Raw genomic sequence first — 24,319 nt, 5'->3', positions numbered from 1 at the left:
TACCAAACGGCATTCGTTCAGACGATTGGTGCTTGCGACTCTATTTCTCTTTATCATCACCCGTTCCGCTCCCCCAGCACGTCTTCGATGTACAACATCCGCACCAGCACCACGATGCTCGCGGTGAGGGGCATGGCGAGGAGGACGCCCAGGGGACCCAGCAGCACTCCCAACAGCACCAGCGCAATCACCGCCACCACGGGCGGCACGGAGACGGTGTAACGGTGGATAAAGGGAACGAGCAGGTAGCTCTCCACCGATTGGACAATGAGGTACACGCCCGCCACGAGCAAGGCTTGCCACGGTCCGTGGAGGAACGCGAGCAGCACGGCGGGGACCGCCGCCAGGAAAGGGCCGAGGGTGGGGATGAATTCCAGCAGACCAGCCAGAGCCCCCAGAGAAAGGGCGAACGGCATGCCCACCATCGTGAGGCCGACGGCCGTGAGCACACCCACGGCGATCATGGAGAGCAGCTGCCCCAGGAGCCATCGGCGGAGAGTGACGTAGAGGGCAGCCAGCACCTCCGCCACGCGCCCTCGCCGCTCGCGGGGAAAAAGGGTGAGGAAGCCCTGCACGTACGTGCTCGGCTCCAGCGTGAGCGCGATGCCCACAAACACGGCCAGCACGATTTGGAAGAAGGCGTTGTAGGTGGCGGAGAGGAATCCCGCGATGCGGTCCAGGGGAAGAACGGAAGGCAGGGACCGCATGAGGCCGGGGAACAAACGCTCCAAGCGCAGGAACCACGGCTGCGCCTGCAGGGCGGTGACGGAGGAAGGGATGTTCTCCCACACCTGCTGCAACTGCCCCGCGATGCTGGGGACCAGCACCCATCCGATGAGACCGAGGAGCAGGAGGACGAAGGCGAAGGTTGCCGCCAGTGCGCTCCTGCGCCGCAAGCCCATCCGGCGTTCCAAGGCCTCCCGCACGCTGCTGAACCCGATGGCGAGCAGGATCCCGGCGAACCCCACGAGGAGCGCGTCCGCCGTGTACCAGGTGAAGAGGACCGCCCCCGCAATGGCCAGGGTGATCACCACGGCGGTAGCCACCCTCCAACGGAAGTGCCGATCTGATGCTGTGCGTTCGATTTCCAGGGTGTGCGCGGAAGCGTGCCTACCCTGACGGATGCGCACCGCTGCGCCTTACGGCGGGAGGCGTGCTCTCCCGAAGGGCAGTGAAGAGGTGCGGAGAGGTCTCTTTTCCGAATTTTGGCTTCTATTCCACGGAATTTTAGCCATCAAGATCGTAAGCCGGCCGGGGAAAGGCCGTCAGAGAATGTACCTCTATTTCTTTCCCCCACATTCACTATGGAACGCAAAGGATCGCAACAGCAGGGAACGGAGCGTGAAGACCGCAGGGAGGGGCAAGGCATGGAAGAGGAGGAGCGCCGCAGGGGCCAGGACATGCCGGAACAGGAAGGGGGCAACGACGCAGGCATGGGACGGGACGGCAAGATGAAACCGTAAGAGCGGGAGCCGGCAGAAGAAGAACGTACCATCGCACAGAAGCACTATCGTGCAAGAGTGCCATGACAGCCGCCGGTTCCGCTGCTAGGGTTCCCGGCCAGTGCGCCTCCGGAGCTCCCGGCTCTCCGGCGCAACGTGCGCGGCGGCATGCATTGCCGATACGCACCTCTTCGCGCCTACGAGCGACAGCGATGCGCTGTTCCCCGGCTGGATGAAGCTGCTCCCTCCCCCGGAGCAGGAACTGCTGTATGCGCGCATCGCAGCGGAGATCCGCCGTGCGTACCAAGCGGGGCTGGAATGGCTCCACGGGAGCGGCGCGGAATGCATCGTACACTTGGGCGACGTGACCGGCGGCGGGGGAGCGGGCATGGCGCACCCGGACGTGTTGCGCGAGGCGGCGCGCTGCGAGGCGGACTTGGGCGGCTTGGGCGTGCCGGTGCACTACTGCGTGGGAAACCACGATGTGGGTACGCACCAGTTCGGGGACACCCGTGATTTCTCACCCGCGCTCGAAGCATGGGAACGGGTCTTCGGACCCCCCTTCTGGTCGCGGATGATTGCGGACACCCTCCTCCTCGGCGTCGCTTCGCCTGTGGCGGACTACCGCGGGAACGCGGCGGGGTTGCTCCTCCTCAAGCGGGCCCAGGAGGAATTCATTGCGGACACGCTGGCGCAGCACCGGGACAAGCGGTGGACCCTCTTCATCCACAACCCCCTCTCCGTACGCAACCTCCTCCACGTCCTCGCCCCGCACCGGCGCCGGCTCCACGCGGTGGTCGGCGGCGACCTCCACCGGCCGGGCAGCGGCAACCTGCTCCGGACCTTCGGGCGCATGCCGGGCGCGCAGTGGATGACGCGCACCCCCGGCCTCCTCCCCTTCCTCCGCCACACCACCGTGTGCCCCTCCACCGCCCCCCTGTGGTGGAGCGGCTACGGAGCCCTGGAACTCTCCCTTACACCGCGGCGTTTGCACCGGCGCATGGTGACGCTGCCCCGTCCCATGGAAAGCGAACCCATTCCCACCGCATCGCTCCGCTGGTGCTGGAAGGGGATGCATGTCTGAACCCGGATGTTATGGGAGAAGTGTGTTGGGCTTTTCATTCTTCATAACGCCTCCTGGTTTTTGCGGGAGGAAGGCAACAGAAAATTCTTCTCAAGAGCCTTGACCGCCGGAAGTCGCTCCGTAGAATCGGGAAACTTTTACTTCTTACCCATCATTGTGTATGAAAAGATTCCTTAGCCTGTTGTTGTTGGCCGGGTTGATGGCAAGTACAAGCGTAGCCCAGGCGGGGCCCGGAGATCCTCCCGGCGAAGTCCCTCCGCCGCCTCCTGCCCTCCTCACTGACGTCAACATAAATAGAAGCTCGCTGACCAAACAGACGGTAGGAGATACCATCACTTACTCGGTATCCATCGCGGCGAGTAACGGTACGACGAACAAGACGTATCATTGGAAGACGCATTTTTCCATGCTGACGGCTTCAGGTTCGGTTGAAGTTGAAGAATTCGTGACCGATAGGGAGGGGCCGGACGTGGCGCCCGGCCAGACAATCGAACACACTTTTACGTACAGTGTTCCCCTCGCCCAAGATAATCGGACTTTCTATGTTCATTCGATGTTATATGAAGGTACGGATGTGCCGGCGGCATTTGATTTAGAGGCATTTCCAGATGGAACTAGCCAGGCCCTGCCTGCAAATGATTTCTTTGTTAACATTCTACAAAGCATTTCCAAGGTTATCGATCATGGTGATGATTACACGGCAAAGATTTGGGTAGCAATCGCGAATCCTTCAACGCAGACTGCCCAGGGCATGGTACGTGTATTCAACTCTGGCAGCGAGAACCCCGAGGATGCTTTGGGGAACGCAAGCATTAGCGCAGAGCCCGGCAATACCACCAAGTATAAGTTGGTGACGATCAATTTCCACCATGAAGGGTGGGTGGGAGGGGTTTTCCCTGTGAAAGCGAACCTGCAAGCAGGGACGATTTATTCTGACGACCGCGAAGAAGTGCAGAGGGTGGAAGAATAGATCATCCGACAGGTCTCAGATCAGAGAAGCCCGGCCGTTCGGTCGGGCTTTTTGTTGTGTCTTCCCATGACTACGGCAGTTCGATCGTTCCGCGAGGGGAGAAGGGCGCTACGAAGCCGTGGTACACTCTGCGCCATGACGCAGGTCACCTCCCAGGAAACCCGCCGCACCGTCCGCACCTTCGGGTGGGCGTCGTTCCTGCACGATACGGGCGCGGACATGATCTACTCCGTGTGGCCCCTTTTCCTCACGCAGGTGCTGGGGGCGAACAAGACGGCCGTGGGGCTCATCGACGGATTGGGGGACACGGTGGTCTCCGTGTCCGGGGCGGTGTCCGGGTACCTCTCGGACCGCATCCGCAAGCGGAAGGTGTTCGTATGGATGGGCTACGGCTTCGGGACCGTGGCGCGCATCGGGTACGCGCTGGCGCCCACCTGGCTCCTCATCATCCCGTTCCGCATCCTGGACCGCTCGGGGAAGATCCGCAGTTCCCCCCGCGACGCCATCGTCTCCGACCTCTCCACGCACGAGAACCGCGGTTCGCACTTCGGCTTCATGCGGGCGATGGACAACATGGGGGCGCTGGTGGGTATCACCCTCTCACTCATCCTCATCCGCTTCCTGCCGCTCAGGACCATCTTCCTCCTCGCGGCCATCCCCTCCGTGGCAGCCGCGCTCCTGGTGTTCTTCAGTATTAAGGAGAAAGGCATGCACTCCGGCACGCTGTTCCGCGGCATCCGGTTCGGGGACGTCTCTCCCAACCTCCGCCTCTACACCCTCGCCAGCGCGCTCCTGGAGCTCGGCGCCTTCAGCTATTCCTTCCTGCTCCTGGCGGCCAACACCCTCGGCTTCGCCACGGGAGAAGTGCCGCTCCTCTACCTCCTCTTCACGCTGGTCGCCACCATTGTCTCCGTACCGGCGGGGAGACTCGCCGACCGGTTCGGCCGCAAGCCCCTTCTCTATGCTTCCATCCTCTCGTGGATCGCCGTGGGCGTGATCTTCCTGGTCTTCCGGCATCCGCTCATCCTCATCAGCGCCTTCGCGTTCTACGGCCTCCACAAGGGGGCATTGGACCCCGTGCAGAAGACGTTCGCGGCGGAACTCGCCCCCAAGGAATACGTGGCGAGCACGCTGGGGGGCTTTCAGCTCATGATTGGTATGATGAGCCTTCCCTCCTCCCTCATCGCGGGTGTGCTGTGGGACCGCTATGGCCTGCAAGCCCCCTTCCTCTTCGCCATCATCCTCACAACACTTGCGTTTCTGCTCCTCCTCTTTGTGAAGGAGCAGGAATAAGGTTCCGCTACGGGAAGCCGAATATGGGTATATGACATTATATTAATTTGTGTTATAATTATCTTTAGAAACCAACATCCATACCCCCTTGTCCTATGGGCTCCAGAAAAACCCGCCGCGCGGCCCGCATGCCTGCGCTCCTCTCCCTCGCCTTCCTGGCCATGGGCGCCATTGCCGTCGCCACGGCAGGCACACGTCTCGGCGCCGCGGTGACAAGCCCGTTTCCCGATTACATCGTGGAACGCATCGAGATTTCCCCCTCCCCCGCACGCACTGATCGGAGCATCGTCTTCGTCGGCCGCATCCTGAACATTTCCACCACCCGTGCGACGACCCGCACGTACGCATCGCTGCAGCTGGACATCGGTAACAACGGTACGTGGGATCGTACGGGAGGGCAGACCATCGTGCCCAGCCTTTCGGCGAACTATCAGACCAGCGCACAGTGGGCGAACACGGGCGTCCCCCCGCCCCTCGACTGGACGCCGACCGTAGGAACGCACAATGTGAAAATCTGCGCCGCCATCCCCACCGACGATCCAGACTTCCAACTACAGGAGAATGACACGGTGAACAATTGCACCGATCTGGTCTTCACAGTCACCTCGCCCGGCGAGAGCACCACCGGCAACACTTCCTCTTCGGCCCGCTCCAACTCTTCCTCCGTGCGAACGGCAAGTTCCTCCTCCTATTGGAACGAGCGGACCCCCACGTACCAGATCGTGAGCAGCTCAAGCGCCGCCCGGTCTTCCTCCTACAGTTCCTCCTCCTACTGGAATGAGCGGAACGACTACCGGACGGTGGACGGATCATCCAGTTCCGCCCTCCCCGATTACGTCATCCCGTATTCGCGCGTCACGGGCTACACCACGGGGCACATCGACTTCAACGTCACCGTGGAGAACCGCGGGAGCGATGCCGTGGGGAATGGCGGCGCGTACTTGCAGTACAAGATGTACCAGCAAGGGGAGTGGGTGGACCTGTTCCCTTCGGCGATCTCCATCCCTACGCTTGCGGCCGGTGAGCGGCGGGAACAGCGGTGGACGGACAGGGTGACCCAGGAAGGCCCCTTCCCCGTGGGCGTCCACATGGTGCGGGCATGCGTGGACACCGCCGGGGAACTGCGTGAATCCGAGAGCGGCAATAACTGCGGCACCCCCCTCCCCCTCACCATCAACCGTCCGCCTTCCACAACCGCTTCCTCCCGTTCCTCCTCTCCCTCCAACTATTCCTCCGCGTCTTCCTTCTCCAGCTACGCCCCGTACAACTATTCCTCTTCCTCCTCTTCCTTTTCCTGGTCCTCCCAAGCCACCGCCGAAGGGACGGAAGATGACTCTTCCTCAAGCGCCGGCACGGATGCCGCACCCCAGACCGGCTCGCCTTCCTGCCCCTCCCCCTCCTTCACGGATGCGGTGCCGGAATGGGCCTCGGCTGCCATCAACCGTCTCACGGCCCTCGGCATCGTCCGCGGGTACGATGACGGCCGCTTCGGACCATCGGACCAGGTGACCCGCGCGCAGGCGGTGACGATGCTCTATCGCCTCCTCCGCACCACCTCCTTGATCGGCGAACCGCAGGGATGCGTACAGGAATACAACGACGTCTCCGCCACCCACTTCGCCTTCACCCCGCTCTGCGGCCTGCTGCAGGAGGGGAGGATGGACGCTGCGGCGAGCTTCGCGCCGGACCGGCCTGCGACCCGCGCCGAACAGGCGGGCTTCGTCCACCGCATCGCGGGGGACATGCTCCTCGGGAGCTTGGGCCTTGCGGAAGCGGACCTCAACGCGGCCGGCCAGACGTATCCGGATGTCCCCCCCTCGCACCCGCACTTTGCGGCCATCGCCGCCATGCAGCGCACGGGGATCATGACGGGATACCCCTCCGGGAACTTCGGGCCTTCCATCACCCTCAACCGCGCGGAAGCCGCCATGGTGGTGTATCGCGTCCTCACGTTCCTGGAGCAAGGGAACATGGTAACGGCACTCCCCACTTCCTGCGGCAGCGCTTCCTCCGCGGAAACGTGGGGAACTTCCTCCTCCCGGAGCAGCAGCAGTCGGTCTTCCGCCCCGTGGAGCACGGCAAGTTCGAGTTCTTGGGGGTATTCCTCCAGTTATCCCAACACCTGGCAGTCGAGTTCCTGGGGATACTCTTCGAGCTATCCGAACACGTGGCAATCGAGTTCCTGGAGCCCTTACTACAGTTCTTCGTCCCGGGGATATTCCTCAAGTACGGCGAATACGTGGCAATCCAGTTCTTGGGGCTATTCCTCCAGTTACCAGAACACCTGGCAGTCGAGTTCTTGGGGATACTCTTCGAGCTATCCGAACACGTGGCAATCCAGTTCCTGGAGTCCTTCCTATAGTTCTTCGTCCTGGGGTTATAGTTCGGCCTCCTCTTCGTACAGCCCGTCGTACAGCTCCAGTGCAGGGAGTTCTGCCGGCGCCTCCTCGTCAACGCCGGATTATGCGGCGAGCAACCTGTACGCCTACCCCGCACCCATTGTGCAGGGGAGCACCTATTCCTTCACCTTCACGGCGAAGAACCAGGGTGATGCGTACGCGAAATGGTCGCATGCGCGCTACGACATCGACACCGGCGCGAACGGCACGTATGACTATACCGGCGTGATGTATGCGGGCGTGGATCCGCTCGTCCGCGGTCAAACGCGCACCATCACCTGGAGCAGCGCCGTGCTGCCTCCCAAGGTCCCCTGGACCCCCATCGCCGGCACGCACCGCGTGCGCATCTGTGTGAACGTGGCCTACGACGGGCCGCAGGACCTCATCGGTGACACGAACTCCGCCAATAACTGTGCGGAAGCGACGTTCACCGTGGTGGCTCCCGCCGCCGCCTCTTCGTCGTCGTCCTCTTTCTCCTCTTCCTCTTCTCTCGCCTCTTCCTCCTCCTCCGTCTCTTCGTCAGCCTCCGTCCCTACCGGCACCAACCTCCCCAACTACCACGTCTACTCCATGACCGTGGAGGGACGCGGCGGCGGCACGGCGGATGTTGCCGTTGCCGTGCGTAACCGCGGCTTGGGTGATGAGACTCGGACGACGAAGGCAAAGGTGATGTTCGGCACCGCCGGCACGGGGCCGTGGACGGAGTACGGGACCATGCGGGATATCCCCGGCCTCGTCCATGGGACGTACCACGTCACCGACTGGTTCTCCCTCAAGCAGCCGAACGGCCAGGCATTCGCGCCGGGCACCTACTACATGCGCGTATGCGCGGATGCCACCGAAGCCCTCGCGGAATCGAGCGAAGTGGATAACTGCGGCGCGCTGCCCTTTACGATACCGGCGAACTGAAGCGGACGGACGGCACTAGGACGCCGGCCAATCCCGGAAAAACGCGACGATCCACAGGGCCGCCGCGATGGCGATGATGACGAAGGCGATGAGCGTCACCGCCAGGGTGGCCACGGCGAGCGTCATGATGCGCTGCGCGCGGTGCATGGTCTTCTCCATGGGACGCAGGAGGGAGAGCAGAAGAAAGGAGGGGGCAAGGCGCTTGAGGAGTGGCATACGGTTCTGTGACGCTTCTACGGCACCGGCCTTACGTGTATCATCCATCGTCCATGGCTGACCACCCCATCCTCACCCTCAAGCCTGAACGGGAGATCCACCTGAAGAACCGGCACCATGCCATCTTCAAGAACGCCGTGGAAACGTTCCCCGACGCCCCCAACGGCTCCATCGTGGAAGTGCGGAGCGCCGCGGGCGAGTTCCTGTGCTACGCCACCTACAACCCCCGCTCCTTCATTTGCGGCCGCGCCGTGGCGTTCGAGCAAGGTGACCCGCTGCAGGCGATGAAGAGGACCATCAAGCGCGCCGTGGAGATGCGCCGCACGTTCTTCGACGGCGGCGACGTGACCGCGTTCCGCCTGGTGAACGCGGAAGGGGACGGCATCCCCGGCCTCATCGTGGACGCGTACGGCGACATCCTGGTGGTCCAGTTGACCACGCTGGGGATGGACCGCCTGCGCGAGTGGGTGGTGAACGTGCTGGGGGAGCTGGTCTCGCCGCGGGGCATCTACGAAAAGTCCACGGGGCCCGCGCGCAAGAAGGAAGGGATGGAGGGGAAGGAGGGATGGCTGCGCGGGACGGGCGGCACGCGCCTGGAAGTCGCGGAGCGCGGCGTGCGTTCCATCATCGACCTGGCGGGGAGCCAGAAGACGGGGCTCTTCCTGGACCAGCGCGAGATGCGGTCGTTGGTCAGGCAATTGGCGCCGGGACGGACCGTGCTAGATTGCTTCAGCTACGTGGGGGGCTTCGCCCTGTCCGCCCTCGCCGGCGGCGCCGTCTCCGCTGACGCCGTAGATTACGACGGGGACGCGCTGGAACGGGCGAAGGAGAACGCCGCCCTCAACGGCTTCGCGGAGGACCGGTTTGTGACGTACCGGGAGAATGCTTTTGACTTCCTGCGCCGCAAGCCCCTCCCCAAGCCGTACGATTTCATCGTGCTGGACCCTCCCGCCTTCGCCAAGCGCAGCAGCGATATCGAGCCGGCCAAGGCCGCCTACACCGACATCAACCGCATGGCCATGCAGGCGCTCCCCCCGGGCGGCCTGCTCCTCACCTGCTCCTGCAGCTACCAGATGGATATAACGCTCTTCCAGACGGCGGTATTCCACGCCGCGCGCCAGGCCGACCGCACCGTGAAGATCCTGCAGAAGCACCGCCACGCCTTCGACCATCCGATCAACATTTTCCACCCGGAGACTGACTATCTGAAATCATTGTTGCTGTGGGTGGAGTGACAAACAACAAACACAAACAGTGGCCGGAGCCGCGCCCCGCAGGCTGGCCGCGGAACGAGAAGAAAAGAACAGGTTAGCGGATACCCCTTTTTCTCTTCCAGCCGGTGCGGCTCAGGCATCGCTACGTAAACAGATCCGTGCCGTTCCCTTCGGGGCGCGGGCGTTTTCTTGCCCCCTTTCTTTGTCGCGACAAAGAAAGAGAGGATCACACTTCAATCCTCGAGAACAACCAACTCCCTGTGATCATGAGGGCGACGACGAGAAGCGTCAGGATTCCCATATCCAACACCAACGGGTAGTGCCCCATGCCGATGAGGGACCCGCGCAGCGCATCGATGCCATACGTGAGGGGATCGATCCTGGTGAGGACATCGAGGAGGGGGGGCAGGTCCTCCAGGGGAAAGAGCGCTCCGGAAAGGAAGAAGAGCGGCATCACGAGGAAGTTCATGATCAACTGGAAGCCGTGGAAATCCTCCATAAGCGAGGCAAGAGCCGTCCCGAACGCCGTGAAGAGCAACGCGAGGAGAAACATCGTAAGCAGGGTAACGGGCAGCAAGGCCCATTGATCGGGCCGGAACCCCACGACCATGGCGATGAGGAACACCACGATCCCCTGCAGGAACGCCACGGTGGCGCTGCCCAGCGTGCGGCCGATCATGATGTGCAGGCGCGGCACGGGAGCGACGAGCGTCTCCTTAAGGAACCCGAACTGCCGGTCCCAGATGATCTCCACCCCGGAGAACATGGCCGTGAAGAGGATGCTCATGGCGATGATCCCCGGCGCGAGGAATTGGACGTAATTGCCGCCCCCCGCTTTTTCGAAAACGGGCCCGAAGCCGAAGCCGAGCGCCACCAGGAAGAGGAGCGGCTGTCCCAGTGATCCGACAATACGGGAGCGCGAGCGGCTGTACCGCTTTATTTGCCTGAGCCAGAGGATGTACATGGTTCTCATGAGGATGGGATGGTTACTTTCTGCCCATGATGCGCCGGTGCATGCGCAACTGGTCCAAGGCCCCCGCTTCTTCCTCGCGGATCGCGCTGCCGGTGAGGGCGAGGAACGCATCCTCCAGCGTGGGCTGCCCGGTCTGCGTCTTGAGCTCGGCGGAAGTCCCCAGCGCCACGATCTTCCCGTGGTCGATCACCGCGATGCGCCCCGCCACCTTCTCCGCCTCCTCCATATAATGGGTGGTGAGGAAAACCGTTATGCCCTCGGTGCGGTTGAGCCCCATGACATAGGACCACAGGTGGTTCCGGGTCTGGGGGTCCAGCCCGATGGTCGGCTCGTCCAGGAAGAGGATTTTGGGATGATGAAGGAGGCCCCGCGCTATTTCCAGCCGCCGCCGCATCCCGCCCGAGAAGTGTTTCACCTGGTCGTTGCGCCGGTCTTCCAACTCCACGATCCTCAGGAGCTGACCCATCCTCTCCCGCCGCAACCCCTTCGGCACGCCGTAGAGGACGCCGTGGAGCTCCAGATTCTCCCACGCCGTCAGTTCGTCATCGAGGCTGGGATCTTGGAACACGATGCCGAAGGACTTGCGCACCGCATCCTGCTGATAACGGGGATCGAAGCCGTTCAGCTGTATCTCGCCGCTCGTGGGATGGAGCAAGGTGGTGAGCATCTTGATGGTGGTGGTCTTCCCCGCCCCGTTGGGGCCGAGGAACGCAAAGATTTCCCCGGCTTTGACCGAGAACGACACATTGTCCACCGCCGTCAGCGTGCCGAACTTCTTCGTCAGCTCCTTCGCCTCGATGATGGCATTCTGCGTCGTCTGCTCCGTCATGGGCAATGAGCATACAGATGCTTAGGTGATCGAACAATCATCAACACCCTCTTTCTCCCTCACTTGAACAGAAACAAACAATCTACAAACATGGGGGGATCTATGCTCCAGAGACACGCAACAGACCCCCCCCATAGAGAGACAGCCGGAAGGCATCCGCCGCCGCGGGGGGTGAAGGGGAAGGCCCTGCTTCGACATGGCCTGCCGACGAGTCAGCCCCGAAACCTTGGAGGGGCTGACGAGGAGGCACAGGGCCGGGCGGGGGAGCTTCGGCGGCGGAGCGCTTTTCTTTGCCCCTTTCTTTTGTCGCCCTGACAAAAGAAAGGGGGGCTGTCACACTTCAATCCTCGAGAACAACCAACTCCCTATGATGATAAACGCGAAGCGAATAACGATGGAGTACGTCCGGAAAGCATTGAACGCGGCATAATGACTCTTGAAACTGCGCAAGGGGATATGTGAACGGGATGCACATGTCCTCTTTCATATGTTAATTCAAACTGTTAATATTAACATATTATAAGTCTCATGTTACAGAAGGTAACATGTGGCAGAACCCCCCTTCTTCCATGAAAATTCCGCTCCTCCACCGTTCCCGCACCGTTTCGGGTGCATCGACGTTCGATCCCCGCAAGCCGTTCAACGCCCTCCCCCACCTCCCCCCCAAGTACGATTTCGACCAGGTCGCCCTCCTCAAGCAGGTGAACCTGAGCAACATCGCGCTCTCCAAGCTGGATGCGCTCGCCACCAAGCTCCCCAACCTCTTCCTGTTGATGCACCCCCTGCTCGTCCGCGAATCGGTGGCGAGTGCGGGGATCGAGAACATCAACACCACCGTGCGCGAGGTGTTCGAGGCGGAGGTGCTGCCGGAGAAGCAGCAGAAGGGGCCGGCCAAGGAAGTGCTCCACTACCGCGAGGCGATGCTCAAGGGACTGGAGTACGTGGCCAAAGGCCGCCTGAGCGCACACCACATCCTGGAGATCCAGAAGCTCATCGAACCCAAGAAGGAAGGGTTGCGCGAGAAGGGCGTGCATCTGTGGAACGAGAACACCAAGGAGGTGTTCTACACGCCCCCGGAGGGGAAGACGGCCACCTTGTTGCTCGCGAACCTGGAGAAGTACATCAATGAGGATTGGGAGGACGTGGACCCGCTCATCAAGATGGCCGTGGTCCACTACCAGTTCGAATCCATCCACCCGTTTTTGGATGGCAACGGCCGCGTGGGACGCATTCTGATGATCCTGTATTTGATCCTCAAGCGCCGCGTGCGGGCGCCCGTGCTCTTCCTCAGCGGCTACATCGAGCGGCACAAGAACGAGTACTACCGCCTCTTCCGCCAGACCACCAAGACGCAGGACTTCGGGCCGTTCGTGCTCTTCATGCTCAAGGGCGTGGAGGAACAGGCGGCGGAGACGGCCAATACCGTGAGCAACATAGAAGCGCTGATGCAGAAGACGGAACAGGCGCTCAAGAAGAAGTTCCCCAACGCCCACGATTTGATCCTCTGCATGTTCTCTCGCCCTCTCCTCACCATCGACTTCGTGCAGGAATCCCTGGGCCTCTCCGCGCGCCAAACGGCCTCCAAGTACCTCCTGACCCTTGCGAAGATGGGCATGCTGCAGGAGAAGAAAGAGGGGAGGCAGAAGGTCTTCTACTCCACGGAGTTCCTCAAGGCGCTCTCGTGAATGCCTCATTGCTACAGAAAAAAACATACACCTACATTAGCCGGAGCCGCGCCCCGCAGGCTGGCCGCGGAGCTATCTTCAAGAAATAACTGGAGAGGTACCGCCGCCGCAAACAAAACAGAAACAAACAACGGCCGGAGCCGCGCCCCGCTGGCTGGCCGCGGAGCTATCTTCAAGAAAAAACTGGAGAGGTACCGCCGCCGCGGGGGGTGACGGGGAAGGCCCTGTTTCGATACGGCAGCCGACGAGGCAGCCCCGAAACCTTGGAGGGGCTGACGAGGAGGCACAGGGCCGGGCGGTGGGGAGTTCGGCGGCGGAGCGCTTTTCTTTCCCCCTTTCTTTTGTCGCCCTGACAAAAGAAAGGGGAAAGTTGTCAGCAGTAAACACTCACAACTACATATGTTAATCTCATACAGTATTTTTAACATATTTATCGTCATATGTGAGCGCCATTCACATGAGAAACAGACGATCCGCCGTGTGACGAAAGTGTTATTCCATCCCAACTCCGGCCGGACGGTATTGCAAAGGGGCACAGGCGGGGGAGAATGTAAGGTTAACCCGTCTTGGGTTCCCTCTTCCCCCACCCTTATGAACAAAAGAACACTCGGGATGTTGGCTTTGGTGCTCCTCGTGGTCGGCGGCCTTAATTGGGGCCTCATCTCCGTCATGGAGTATGACGTCGTAGCCGCCCTGTTCGGCGCCATGTCGGTGGTCTCGCGCGTCGTCTACGGCCTGGTGGGCCTCGCCGCGGTGTACATCGTCATCGGATGGGTGGCCAAAATGGCCGGTCCGAAGGCCTGACCCCTTCCATCGTATGAAAAAAACGCTTCCGTTGCGCCTGTTTTGGTTTGTCTTGCCCTAACGGATAGGAAAGCTACGCTGGTTCGGCGTGCGGGCGCCGTGCGCTGCGTTTTCTCTCCCCCCTTTTCCCATGAAGAATATCCGGAAGATGGATCTGCTCATCGCCCTCTACATGTTCTGCATCGCGGTGTCGGAACTCATGGGAGCCAAGACGTTTCCGCTGCTCCAACTCGACTGGCTGAAGGTGAACGCCAGCGTGGCCATCTTCACCATTCCCCTCGTCTTCACCATCAACGACGTCATCACGGAAGTGTACGGACGTGAACGCACCCGCAGTGTGATCCGCGCCGGGCTTGTGGTGGTGGCCCTCCTCTTCTTGTTCTCCCTCCTTGCCACCGTCCTTCCGCCCTCCGCCCGCTTCGCACCCACGGAAGAGGCGTACGACACCGTCTTCCGCTTCTCCGCCCGCATGTCGTTCGCGAGCCTCCTCGCCTTCGCCATCGCCGAATTCACGGACCTCTTCATCTTCGTCAAGATCCGCCAGGCGTTGGGGAGCGGGTCGCTGTGGCTGCGCAACAACGCGAGCAACTTCGTGGCGCAGTTCCTGGATACGGTGATCTTCATGTTCGCCGCGTTCTACGCCTTCGATAAGGGATTCGGCGAGAACTTCTCGTTCATCGTGGGCCTCCTCGTACCGTACTGGCTCCTCAAGTGCGCCATGTCCGTGATCGAAACACCCTTCGTGTACGCGGGCGTCAAATGGCTGAAGAAAGGGGAGAAGTGATCCCGGAGACACGGAACCCTGCTGTGACTTTTCCGCAACGGGAAGAGCTTATCTTCCCCTTCCTTCCCCGGAAGTGGACAAGACGTAAGAGAATTGTACGATCTACTTAGGTACAGATTTATTCGATCACTCGATCTTTTGCAAAGGGGGCTCGTCATGTGTACTCGTGGACAAACGGAAAATTTTTTCCTCGAAGACCACCAGGGCGTCGATGTGATTTCCATTGTGAAACAGGAGATCCTCTTCGAGGAAGACAGGAGGTTACTCCAGGAAGGATTTCTCCAACTCCTTCCTCAATTACGGGGAAAAGTGCTTCTGGATGTCAGTCACGTTCGAGTGAATAGCGCAGAGCTCATCAGAGCTTTTGAATGGATGTCACAACAATGCCAACAAGCGGCAATCGAGTTCCGAGTCTTCGGGATGAATGACAAAACTCGTATCACTTGTACGGCTACGCACATCGACAGAACGGTACCCATCCATGCGAACAGAGAAGAAGCCCTGGCCGCTTTCCCCGCCTAACCCTCATCTCTCTGTACCCCCAACGCCTCTTCCCCCGGAACGAGGAGGCGTTTTTTTGGAGAGCGCGGGTCGCCTGTCCTGAGCGAAGCCGAAGGATCGACCCGCAACTGGCAGCCATTCCTCGTCATCACCCCCTCCACACCAAATACCCCACGTAGAGCGCATACGATGCCAACATCGTCCAGCCTTCCGACCGTGTGATCACGTGGCCTTTGCGCTGCCGCCAGAAGAGGAGACGCCTGTGCAGCCACCCCGTATGGGTGAACAGGAAGAGCATGAGGGTGGCGATGACCACCATGAGCAAATCGACGTTCATGGCCGGCTCGAACCGCAGCGGATTGATGAGCGAGCTCACACCCAGAATCCAGAAGATATTGAAGATGTTGCTCCCCACCACATTCCCCACGGCCAGGTCCGCCTTGCCCTTCACGGCCGCGACAGTGGACGTGGCGAGTTCCGGGAGCGACGTCCCCACCGCCACGATGGTGAGCCCGATGAGCGCCTGCGATACGCCCAGGAGCTCCGCGATCGCCGTCGCTCCCATGACGGTGAGCCTTCCCCCGCCGATGAGAAGGACCAAGCCCAGGGCGATGAAGCCGCAGGACGTCCAGAAGCCGCTGTGGTGCTCCCCTTCATCCTTGTCATCAGCGGGATCCAGCCTGCGCATGCCCGCGATGTACCACAGGAAGATGACGAAGAACGCAAGGAAGGTGAGCCCGTCCGTGCGCGAGAGGATGGAGGCATCCGCGCCGTCGATGAGGATGTCGTTCGCCTGTGCGAACAGGATGCCCGCAGCCAGGAGCGAGAGCGGAATTTCCTTCCACACCGTGGAGGTCTGCACGGCAAGGGGCGCGAGGATGGAGGAAATGCCCAGAATGAGGAGGATGTTGCAGATATTGCTCCCCACCACGTTCCCAATGGCGATGTCGTTGGCGCCGCTGAAGCTGCTGAACAGGTTCACCGTGAGCTCGGGCAGGGACGTGCCGAACGCCACGATGGTGAGCCCTATCGTGAGCTGCGAGACGCGCAAAGCCGTGGCGATGGACGCCGCGCCCTCCACCAGCCAATCCGCCCCCTTGATGAGGAGAAGGAGGCCGAGGACGATGAACAGGATGGAGAGAAGCATGGACAGAGCATAGCGCGAGCCGGCGATGGACGAAAAGGCCGGAGGAGCGCTGCCCGGACGCATCATCTTAGAATGCGCACGGGTCGCCTGTCCTGAGCGAAGCCGAAGGATCGACCCGCAGCTTCGGCCTCACGCCGGCTTCGCCAGTTGCACTCCTTCCTTTTCCAGGCGCTCGAGCGCCTCGCGGAGAATGCGTGTGGTGACCGTCCGCCGCTGCCCGATGGGCGCCGGGAAGCAGAGGAGAAGCTTCAGTTCGCGCTTGTCCGTCATTTCCATGTGCACGCGCTGCGCGGGGGAGACCTGGGAGAAGTAGAAACCGCGCATGCGCCGGTCCATCTGGCGCATGGCGTCCTGGGTGTACTTGCTCGTCTCCTCTTCCAGCATCTCCTCCAGGATGTCCGTGGCCTGCCGGCCCTGCTTGGCATCGGCAAGGTAGAGGGGGATCTCCACATTCTCGAAGTCGGAGGTGCTGTGGTAGTTCACCAAGTTGCCCGTGAGAAGGAGGGAATTGGGCAGGCGGACGACCTTCCCGGCCCGGGAGACGTCTCCCAGGTTCGGCGCGCGGGATGCGAGGAGCGTGGTGTGGATGACGCCGATGTCCAACACGTCGCCCGTCACCTCGCCCATGGTCACGCGGTCGCCCAGCTTGAGCGCCCCCTTGTACGTGAGCCATCCCAGGAAGGACTTGATGAGGTCCTGGAGCATGAAGATGAGCGCCGCGCCGATGACCGCGAAGACGGTGGTGAAGCCCGGAAACTCGGCGTAGATGCGCTGGAAGATCCAGAAGAACAGGCTCAGGTACACCACGGTGGTGAAGATCTTGGCCAAGGCGTAGCGGATCTTGCGTTGCGGGATGCGCAGGATGACGAAGGTGCGCAGGAAGTGCTCCACCCAGATCACCGCCAGCACCGCGCCCAGGTACCACAGGATGCCCAAGAAGAGCGTCATATTGGCGTTGCGCTGCTCCAGGAGCAGCTTCCCGAGGCGCGTCTGCTGTGCCGAAAGGGCGGGAGTGAACAGGTCGATGCCCTCCTCCAGCACCACCCTGCGGGCCAGCAGTTCCGGATAACTTTTGGTGATCATGAACACGCCCGAGCCGCCGGTCCCTCCCTCCTTATAGAACCGCTCCTCGTCGTTGAGGAGGTTGAGGTCCACCGTGCTCTCGTTGAGGCGGCTCGTGAGGTCTTCCACGATCTGCCGCTGCCGTTCCAAAGCCTTCCCTTCCTCCACCTCCTCGCCCTCCGGCGTTTCCGTGGGCTGGATGAGGGTGTTAAGATCCTTCTCCAGGAGGGAACGGATGCGGGTGCGTTCCGTGGCGATGGAAGGCTCGTAGACCTTCCGGTTGCGCTCATTCTTGACGTATTCCGTGTAGTAGTTCTTGAGGCGCGTGATATCCACCTCGGGTTGCGCCGCGGAGGCAAGGGGAACGGCGCAGCACAGCGCCACGAGGAAGATGCTGGCGAAAGAGAGGACGCGGGGGTTCATGAGGTGACGAGTGTAGCGGGGAAGGAATGCAAAATGCAAAACGGTCACTCCGCATTTTCCATTTACTCGCCGCTCTCCCCGGAGGCACACTGTCTGCCGATGAAGCCGCACGCCTCCCGCCGGGAAACATTCACCACGGCTGCGGGGACGCTCCTGCTCGCGCTCCTCGCCTTCATCCTCTGGCTTCCCGCGGAAACGTCGCTGCGGCTGCTTTCGAGCATCGGCATCGCTTCCCTCCTGCGCACGCCCTTCCTCATCCCCGCCGTCCTCCTGCTCACGCTCCTGCTGGGGTACAGCCTGGTGGAGAGCTTCTTCCGCCACCGCGACTTCTCCCCCCTTTTCTTCGCATTCTTCGGCGTGAGCATGCTCCTGCTCGCCATCCTGACCGACCTCCCGCCCCTCGTCCCGCTCCTCTGCGGCTGCAGCATCCTCATCGCGGGCATCTGGAGCATCGCCGCCCCCACCACCGCCCCATTCGACGTCACCGCGTTGCCGGGCCTGGACGAATTCATGGACGCCCCCGCCGCCCCCCAAGACCATGAAGAACAATGACCCGCTCTCCGCCGGCCACCCCTGGAAGCACATCCTCCGCAAGTCGGTGCTCGGCCCCCTCCTCGCTGGCATCCTCCTGGCCATGGCGGCTTCCATCCTGCTCACGGGCGCCTCGCGCGCGTTGGTGGAGCTGACACCGGGCGAAAACCCCCTCCTCCCCCTCACGGTCTTCATCATCATCCTCATCGTGCTCCTCACGGCCACGTTCACCGTGCAGGCCGTGTACTTCCACATCATCGCCGTGCACCTCAAGAACGACCGGGAAAAATCCGTCTTCGTGCGCATGGCCACGGATACCATCCGCACGCCCGTCACGGGGCTGCGGTGGCTCACCGAACTCTTTCTCTCCGGGGAATTCGGGGCAATTTCCGGCGCACAGAAGGAGAGCATCGTGAACATGGACGCGGCCATCCGCCGCTTGATCAACCTGCTGGACGAGCTGCTCAAGGTGATGCGGATGTCCGGGGGCTTGGTGCACTACAACCCCACGGCCGCGGATCTCACCGCCCTCCTCAAGAGGTCGGCGGGGGACATGAACGCGGTGGCGTCCGCCAAGCTCCAGCGCATCGGCTTCGGCCAGATTTCCACGGACGTGGACATTTGGCTGGATGAGCCGCTCATCCGCCACCTCTTGGCCGCGCTCCTGGGCGCCGCCGTGCGCCTGGGTGACCTGAACACCACCGTGGTGCTGCACGCCGAGCCGCTGGAGAAGGACGACATCACCATCGGCATCACCTACACGGGGCAGCCGATGCTGCTGAAGAAGGACGCGGACGCGGAAGCCCGGCACGCCTTCCCCAACCTGCCCCCCCATGTGGGGGATTTGGACCTCACGGTTTCTTGGGAAATCCTCAGTGCCGCGCAGGGGCGATTCTGGACCAAGCACAAGGACCCCGAACACACACTCTTCATCTCGCTGCCGCGGAAAGGGATGGCGCGGGGCGTGTGACGCTTTCGATGCCCAAACGGTGGCCGTTCCGCGCAGGGAACCGTATACTGTGCGTTCTTCTGCATGGAACAGGACCTCTACAACACCGTCATCGGCGAAGCGATGGAAGCCCTCCCCGCGCACATCCGCGAAGAAGTGAAGGATGTGGTGGTCGTGGTGGAGGAGCGGCCGATGCGCCGCCCGGGCGCCGTGCCCATCCGGCGCGGACAAGTGCTCCTGGGCCTCTATGAAGGCGTGCCGCGCACGGCGTGGGGGAGGGAGTTCAGCGGCAAGCTGCCGGACAAGATCACCCTCTTCCGGGAATCCATCGAGCTTGTGGCCGGATCGCCGGAGGATGTCCCCTCCCTTATCCGCGAAACCCTGTGGCACGAGATCGGCCACTACTTCGGTCTCGGACATGAAAAAATTCATGAAATGGAAAAACGTTGGAGGAAGGACAGACGGAATGACAGAAAATGACGCCATCTATGAACAAGATGCCACCGCGGCGAAGCGGTATCGCCGTTTCTGATACACCGGCAACCCCCACCATGCCCCTCTACTCCCATGCCGCGCAGCCGGGTGGCACGAGATCGGCCACTACTTCGGTCTGGACCATGACAAGATCCACGCGATGGAGGAGCGGTGGAGGAAGAGGAGACGGAAGGGCGCCCCCTGAGAGGGGAAGGGGAAGGATGCCGCGGTCCGCACTGCAGGCAGACTGACGGATGGAGGAAAAGATGTGGAGCGTGACGGATGAAAATGCCCTTGCCCCGGGAGTGAAAAGAATTACACTGGCGCCTTGTTCTTTGTTTTTTTGTGTCCTACGGGACAGAAAGGATTCCAATCATGTTTGGAAAATTGTTCGATTTGTTGGTTTCCGTGGCAGTGAACGGGCTCATTGCGCTCTTCCTCTCAGGGATGATCTGCATTGTGCTGGCCTTGGTCTTGATGTTCGCGTCTATCCCCATCGGGATCATCGCGAACACGGATCCGACGGCTTTTCTCCAGTCCTTGATGGACACGTGGATGTTTCGAATCGTCTATGTCATCGTGTTTGCAAACTTGATGATGGACACATACAACGTCCCCAACCTCAAGGGATTGGTGTGGAAGAAACGCCACAAGACAGAACAAGCGTCCTGAGGATTCTCAGGAACAGACCGGTAGCGGAGCAATCCGCTGCCGGTTTTTTATTGCCCCTTCCGCCCTATCCCAGGAGCCCGCTCAGCGCCACCCCCAGGAAGTACGGCCACAGGAGGAGCGCGAGGACGCCCTTCCAAAAGCCCAGCTTGAGGAAGCCGATGGTGAAGAGCCAAAGGGCGAACCACAGGCCGCCCGTGAACGTGTGCTGCTCGATCTTGATCTTCTGCATGGGGGTAATGATACAGGATCGGGCAAGGCGAACGCTCCGTGGTTCCGCCGGTTTGCGTCTTTCTTCTCCGGATCTTCCCTTTGCAGAGCCCTTGCCCCTCCGTATACTTCCTTTGCCCTGTCTCGGTTACGTGACAGTGTTCTTTCCCTTCGTTCACTCTCCCGCGTTGGAACGGGGCTTGCCCCGCACCGACGCGAACGCAGTGAACGTCTGGTACGGGGCCCCATCGTCTAGCGGTTAGGACACAGGATTCTCATTCCTGTAACCGGGGTTCGATTCCCCGTGGGGCTGCCACTACGTGCGCGTGCTTTTAGACCCGCTTGCCTAAGCCAAAAAGTCGGCATCCGTGAGACCCAGAATTGCGGTTCCAGACCCGGTTGGGTCGACCTCTTCGGCACACTGTTCCCTCCGACGGAATACACTACGATGTTGGCGAATTTCATCACGAACGAATGGCAGGATTTCCCCTGCTGCGTTCCATGGGCAAGGCGGATATCTATGTCAGCACGTTTGTTCACGAACTGCCGGAGGAGCTCCGACTGGGAGGAATCGGTATCGGCGAGAAGGAGAATGTGCCGAGAAGTCCTTATGTTATCAACAGAGCTATTCACAGCCTCATTCTAGTGAGCGAAGTAACGAGAAGAAAGGCGTCACATCTTATCTACAATGTTCTTGTCAGTGAGCAACTGAATACTTCTCCTTCCTATCTATTGCTGTCATTGCTGTCGCTCGTTTAACTGTTTGAGCCACAAGAGTAGCTTCCAACGTTCGGTTATGCGACTCGGCAATGATTTGTTTCTCAGCTCTGATCCGATTATCGTCGATGGTCTCTTTCAAAATGATTTCAGTGAAATGATAATTTTCTGTTATTAAATATGACAGCATCGGCCTTCGAGAATTGCGCGTGATGAGTTTTATTTTCTGAAAACCCTGATCCACGGACCATTTCTCGGCGTAATGCATCAATGACCTCAGAAGACCTTTGCGACGAAAAGCGGGAAGCACTCCCACCCTCCAACAGTAGAAAGAGCCATCTTGATAGCGGTCATAGCCTATGAAGAAGCCTGCAGGTTTCTTATTGAGGTATCCAATGAGACATAGAAACTTGGCGTTTCCGATCTTGTTTCGGTATTCCTCTTCTGTCCGCTCACCCGCTTCGGCGAATTCCTCAACTTGTTCAACAAGCAGCAGGATGTCCTTCAGAGAGGCCGGAACGATGTGAATGGAGGGATTCATGCCTGGACGTCTATTTTACCAGTTTGACGATCAAGGAAAGCGAGAATTTCCCAGTTAAACGCTTCGGGGTGATCAAGGCTGTGCAAAGGGAAGATGATGGTTTTGACGTACGATAAGCGGCATCCACTTAACAGAGATTCCCCCCGGCTTTTGCACGGTGTAGGCTTTCCGTTGACCCCCCGGAGGGATCCCTCTTCCCCCTGCCCCCATGACGGAGAACACCCAACCCAAGCGCGGCATCCTGCATTCGCCCGCGGGCCCGCTGCTGTGGTCCCTCCTCTTCCTCGCGGCGTTCACCGCGGTCTTCTTTATGCAAAAGCCTTCGACGCTCGTGATAGGGAATGAGACGATCAAGGGCATCTTCGCCACGTACGGCCCGGCGGCTGGCCCCGTCTTCGCGCTCCTGTGCATGGCTGCCATGTACCTACTGGCGGGCATCAAGCGCCTCGCGGGGTTGCGGCGGTTCCGCTTCCTCAATCCGGTGGTGGTGCTCCTGGTGATGCTCCCGTTCCTGGCGCTCGGGTACCAGCTCGCGTACCGGGAGAAGCCGTACACGGACATCGCACGCGGCATCATCGGCACGCTGGCCATGCCGTTGCTCCTCTCTTCCCTCATCGTCGGCGCCCTCGCCCTGGCGTGGCTCGCCTGGACCTTCATCCGCCGCCCTTCCCCACCATCCCATGCGTAAGGCTTGTTCCCGTTTCCTCCTGCTCCTTCTCCCCCTGGCCCTCACGGGCTGCATCGGCGAGCTGATGGCCGTAGTGTGCGATTTCGTCCCCGATGGCGACCACTGTTACCAGTCCGCCGCCGTGCAGCAGGGACGGGTGGAGGAGTGCGAGAAGATCGAGGGGGAGGGGTTCAAGGGCAGCAACCCGCCCCGCGACAAGTGCTACCTGATGATCGCGGAGAACACGGGGGATTACGGCGCCTGCGACCAGATCCGCGGCGGCCCCCTGTCCTACACGCGGGAGGAGTGCATCATGGGCGCAGCGGTGAAGAACGAGGACCCGGCGGGGTGCAAAAAGCTCTCGGGCAGCGCCTTCCGGCAGTGCAAGGAACAGGTGGCGGGAGGCATTTCCGCGGACAAGCTGAAGGAAATCACGGACGAGGTGGAAGCGGCCAAGAGCGCCGCCGGCGCCGACCCGGAGGACGCAGGCGCAAAGGAGAAGCTGGCGGCCCTCCTCGCCAAGCAGAAGGACCTCTTCGAGTTCGCTTCCCCGGCCGCCCAGTCGCAATTCATGAAGGCCGCGCGGGAGGAGATCATGGCGGACGTGGAGGATGAAGACGTGAAGTCGGAGATCTCCAAGATATTCATCGCCTACCGCGGGCAGAACCCCGGCATGGACATCAACCAGCAACTGGCGAAGATGGAGGAAATACGGGACCAGCAGGAAACCTCCAAGCGCCTCGACGAGTACGCCAACACCCTCATGGACCAGATCAAAGACGGGGCGGGCGACTTCGCAAGCGACACCATGGACGACCTCTACGGGGACGACATCGAGGAGTACAAGGAAGAGATGGCCAAGAGGGGCATGAAGTACCTGGAAGAGAAGGGGGGCAAGGAGCTCAAGCGGGGGATAGAGCACCTGGAGTGGCTCAAGGGGAAGTACGACGCGGCATCGGAGCAGTACGAAGCGGTCTCCGAACAGATCGAGAAGCTGCAGAAGGTCTACGACGAGGCCGCAGAGGTGTACCGGAAGATCGAGGCGATCAACAAGCTGGTCGCCGAGGGGAGAATTGACGTGAAGAGGGCGAAGGTCCTCCACGGCGCCGTCTACTTGGGCAAGGGACTGGAGTACGCCACTTCCTACGTCCCCGTGTTCGGCAGCACCATATCCACGATCAGCAAGGAGACCTTCGACGCCACGGTGAAGTTCGCCACCAAGCGCGCCGAGCGGACCACGGCGCTGGACAAGTGCATCGAAGATCCCGAGCACTGCGATACCGACGGCATTTCGGCGTACTGAGTGCTACACCTCTTTCCGCCTATCAGGAGTGGTACAAGCCCCGCACTTCGAACAGCAGCCAGAAGCCGATGAGGGAGCCCACCAGGCTGCCCAGTGAACCGTAACCGACAGCCATATTGAGGAGAGTGGCCGCCGTGGTGAGCACGGTGCCGTAGAAGAGATAGTTCCATCCCTTCTTCCGCCGCGCGCCGAGCGGTTTGAACGCGAGCAGCTCCAGGGCGCAGGCGATGATGCCCGCGATGACCGTGATGAGGAGGACGAGCGGCGTGATGCCATTGGCCAGCAGAACGACGGAAGCGAAGGAGAAGAGGGTGGCCATCGCCCCGGCGGAGAGGAGCGCGAGGAGGCCGAGGGCGCCGAAAATGAGGGCGATCCAGGGCGCAATATTGGCGATCGTCTGCCGGGCGCTCTCGGGCAAGTGCGGGAACTTGGCGAAGAGCGGCGCCATCCATTTTTCCAGCGCAGCCATCTTCTGTTCTGCGGCAACGGGGATTGCGGTGTCCATGGGGGGGGAGGGGGTAGG

General features: G+C 61.1%; 24 protein-coding genes and 1 tRNA gene. 16 read left to right on the top strand and 9 right to left on the bottom strand.

What is annotated here, in order from left to right; translation table 11 throughout:
* Positions 1-56: 56 nt before the first annotated feature.
* Entirely contained in the window at positions 57-1,046 is a 990-nt protein-coding gene (locus WC698_00125; GenBank protein MFA6038660.1) for an AI-2E family transporter, read from the bottom strand.
* Between the two features lie 258 nt (positions 1,047-1,304).
* Between WC698_00125 and WC698_00120 the strand changes: the two genes are divergently transcribed.
* From WC698_00120 to WC698_00100, 5 genes are all read left to right on the top strand, one after another.
* Complete coding sequence (locus tag WC698_00120) at positions 1,305-1,463, top strand: hypothetical protein (protein MFA6038659.1); 159 nt, start codon at positions 1,305-1,307, stop codon at positions 1,461-1,463.
* 100 nt (positions 1,464-1,563) lie between these two features.
* Positions 1,564-2,526: a metallophosphoesterase gene (locus WC698_00115; protein MFA6038658.1), complete on the top strand. Its 963-nt coding sequence runs from the start codon at positions 1,564-1,566 to the stop codon at positions 2,524-2,526.
* A 160-nt stretch (positions 2,527-2,686) separates the two neighbouring features.
* Positions 2,687-3,496: a hypothetical protein gene (locus tag WC698_00110; GenBank protein MFA6038657.1), complete on the top strand. Its 810-nt coding sequence runs from the start codon at positions 2,687-2,689 to the stop codon at positions 3,494-3,496.
* Positions 3,497-3,631: 135 nt separating this feature from the next.
* On the top strand, positions 3,632-4,789 hold the full coding sequence (locus tag WC698_00105) for an MFS transporter (GenBank protein MFA6038656.1): 1,158 nt from the start codon (positions 3,632-3,634) through the stop codon (positions 4,787-4,789).
* A 95-nt stretch (positions 4,790-4,884) separates the two neighbouring features.
* Complete coding sequence (locus tag WC698_00100; GenBank protein MFA6038655.1) at positions 4,885-8,097, top strand: S-layer homology domain-containing protein; 3,213 nt, start codon at positions 4,885-4,887, stop codon at positions 8,095-8,097.
* Positions 8,098-8,112: 15 nt separating this feature from the next.
* Here WC698_00100 and WC698_00095 read toward each other — a convergent pair whose 3' ends face one another.
* The gene (locus WC698_00095) at positions 8,113-8,361 is read right to left on the bottom strand and encodes a hypothetical protein (protein MFA6038654.1); all 249 of its coding nucleotides are present in this window, start codon (positions 8,359-8,361) and stop codon (positions 8,113-8,115) included.
* A gap of 5 nt (positions 8,362-8,366) precedes the next feature.
* Here WC698_00095 and WC698_00090 point away from each other — a divergent pair, with 5 nt between their 5' ends.
* Entirely contained in the window at positions 8,367-9,548 is a 1,182-nt protein-coding gene (locus tag WC698_00090) for a class I SAM-dependent rRNA methyltransferase (GenBank protein MFA6038653.1), read from the top strand.
* 205 nt (positions 9,549-9,753) lie between these two features.
* Here WC698_00090 and WC698_00085 read toward each other — a convergent pair whose 3' ends face one another.
* A complete protein-coding gene (locus WC698_00085) occupies positions 9,754-10,500 on the bottom strand; it encodes an ABC transporter permease (protein ID MFA6038652.1) in 747 nt (248 codons plus the stop codon).
* A 13-nt stretch (positions 10,501-10,513) separates the two neighbouring features.
* The gene (locus WC698_00080) at positions 10,514-11,329 is read right to left on the bottom strand and encodes an ATP-binding cassette domain-containing protein (protein MFA6038651.1); all 816 of its coding nucleotides are present in this window, start codon (positions 11,327-11,329) and stop codon (positions 10,514-10,516) included.
* 569 nt (positions 11,330-11,898) lie between these two features.
* Between WC698_00080 and WC698_00075 the strand changes: the two genes are divergently transcribed.
* The 3 genes from WC698_00075 to WC698_00065 all read left to right on the top strand — a co-directional run bounded on the left by WC698_00075 (position 11,899) and on the right by WC698_00065 (position 14,602).
* Positions 11,899-13,014 (top strand): Fic family protein, encoded by a 1,116-nt coding sequence (locus tag WC698_00075; GenBank protein ID MFA6038650.1) that lies wholly within the window; start codon positions 11,899-11,901, stop codon positions 13,012-13,014.
* Positions 13,015-13,605: 591 nt separating this feature from the next.
* A complete protein-coding gene (locus WC698_00070; protein MFA6038649.1) occupies positions 13,606-13,818 on the top strand; it encodes a DUF378 domain-containing protein in 213 nt (70 codons plus the stop codon).
* A gap of 130 nt (positions 13,819-13,948) precedes the next feature.
* Positions 13,949-14,602: a queuosine precursor transporter gene (locus WC698_00065; protein MFA6038648.1), complete on the top strand. Its 654-nt coding sequence runs from the start codon at positions 13,949-13,951 to the stop codon at positions 14,600-14,602.
* Between the two features lie 649 nt (positions 14,603-15,251).
* Here WC698_00065 and WC698_00060 read toward each other — a convergent pair.
* Together WC698_00060 and WC698_00055 are read right to left on the bottom strand one after the other, a co-directional pair.
* Complete coding sequence (locus tag WC698_00060) at positions 15,252-16,250, bottom strand: calcium/sodium antiporter (GenBank protein ID MFA6038647.1); 999 nt, start codon at positions 16,248-16,250, stop codon at positions 15,252-15,254.
* Positions 16,251-16,379: 129 nt separating this feature from the next.
* Positions 16,380-17,735 (bottom strand): mechanosensitive ion channel domain-containing protein, encoded by a 1,356-nt coding sequence (locus WC698_00055; protein ID MFA6038646.1) that lies wholly within the window; start codon positions 17,733-17,735, stop codon positions 16,380-16,382.
* Between the two features lie 99 nt (positions 17,736-17,834).
* Between WC698_00055 and WC698_00050 the strand changes: the two genes are divergently transcribed.
* The 4 genes from WC698_00050 to WC698_00035 all read left to right on the top strand — a co-directional run bounded on the left by WC698_00050 (position 17,835) and on the right by WC698_00035 (position 20,361).
* The gene (locus WC698_00050; GenBank protein MFA6038645.1) at positions 17,835-18,287 is read left to right on the top strand and encodes a hypothetical protein; all 453 of its coding nucleotides are present in this window, start codon (positions 17,835-17,837) and stop codon (positions 18,285-18,287) included.
* The gene (locus tag WC698_00045) at positions 18,274-19,236 is read left to right on the top strand and encodes a hypothetical protein (GenBank protein ID MFA6038644.1); all 963 of its coding nucleotides are present in this window, start codon (positions 18,274-18,276) and stop codon (positions 19,234-19,236) included. The genes WC698_00050 and WC698_00045 overlap by 14 nt, the downstream gene beginning before the upstream one ends.
* A gap of 63 nt (positions 19,237-19,299) precedes the next feature.
* Positions 19,300-19,695 carry a metallopeptidase family protein gene (locus WC698_00040; protein MFA6038643.1) on the top strand — a complete coding sequence of 132 codons (396 nt, stop codon included), beginning with the start codon at positions 19,300-19,302 and terminating at the stop codon, positions 19,693-19,695.
* A 369-nt stretch (positions 19,696-20,064) separates the two neighbouring features.
* Complete coding sequence (locus WC698_00035; protein MFA6038642.1) at positions 20,065-20,361, top strand: hypothetical protein; 297 nt, start codon at positions 20,065-20,067, stop codon at positions 20,359-20,361.
* Positions 20,362-20,425: 64 nt separating this feature from the next.
* Here the strand turns inward: WC698_00035 and WC698_00030 are convergent, their stop codons facing one another.
* Positions 20,426-20,590 carry a hypothetical protein gene (locus WC698_00030; protein MFA6038641.1) on the bottom strand — a complete coding sequence of 55 codons (165 nt, stop codon included), beginning with the start codon at positions 20,588-20,590 and terminating at the stop codon, positions 20,426-20,428.
* A 219-nt stretch (positions 20,591-20,809) separates the two neighbouring features.
* Between WC698_00030 and WC698_00025 the strand changes: the two genes are divergently transcribed.
* A tRNA-Glu gene (locus WC698_00025) sits at positions 20,810-20,884 on the top strand.
* A 381-nt stretch (positions 20,885-21,265) separates the two neighbouring features.
* Here the strand turns inward: WC698_00025 and WC698_00020 are convergent.
* On the bottom strand, positions 21,266-21,826 hold the full coding sequence (locus WC698_00020; GenBank protein MFA6038640.1) for a GNAT family N-acetyltransferase: 561 nt from the start codon (positions 21,824-21,826) through the stop codon (positions 21,266-21,268).
* Positions 21,827-22,034: 208 nt separating this feature from the next.
* Here WC698_00020 and WC698_00015 point away from each other — a divergent pair, with 208 nt between their 5' ends.
* The gene (locus WC698_00015; GenBank protein ID MFA6038639.1) at positions 22,035-22,514 is read left to right on the top strand and encodes a hypothetical protein; all 480 of its coding nucleotides are present in this window, start codon (positions 22,035-22,037) and stop codon (positions 22,512-22,514) included.
* Complete coding sequence (locus WC698_00010; protein MFA6038638.1) at positions 22,507-23,796, top strand: hypothetical protein; 1,290 nt, start codon at positions 22,507-22,509, stop codon at positions 23,794-23,796. The genes WC698_00015 and WC698_00010 overlap by 8 nt, the downstream gene beginning before the upstream one ends.
* A gap of 22 nt (positions 23,797-23,818) precedes the next feature.
* Here WC698_00010 and WC698_00005 read toward each other — a convergent pair.
* A partial coding sequence (locus WC698_00005; protein ID MFA6038637.1) for a hypothetical protein occupies positions 23,819-24,319 on the bottom strand: 501 nt, incomplete at its 5' end.

It is taken from the genome of Candidatus Peribacteraceae bacterium (assembly GCA_041661065.1).
Classification (GTDB): domain Bacteria; phylum Patescibacteriota; class Gracilibacteria; order Peribacterales; family Peribacteraceae; genus CAIKAD01.
The sequence above is the reverse complement of the archived record's forward strand: the minus strand, read 5'-3'. Positions and strand labels throughout refer to the sequence as shown.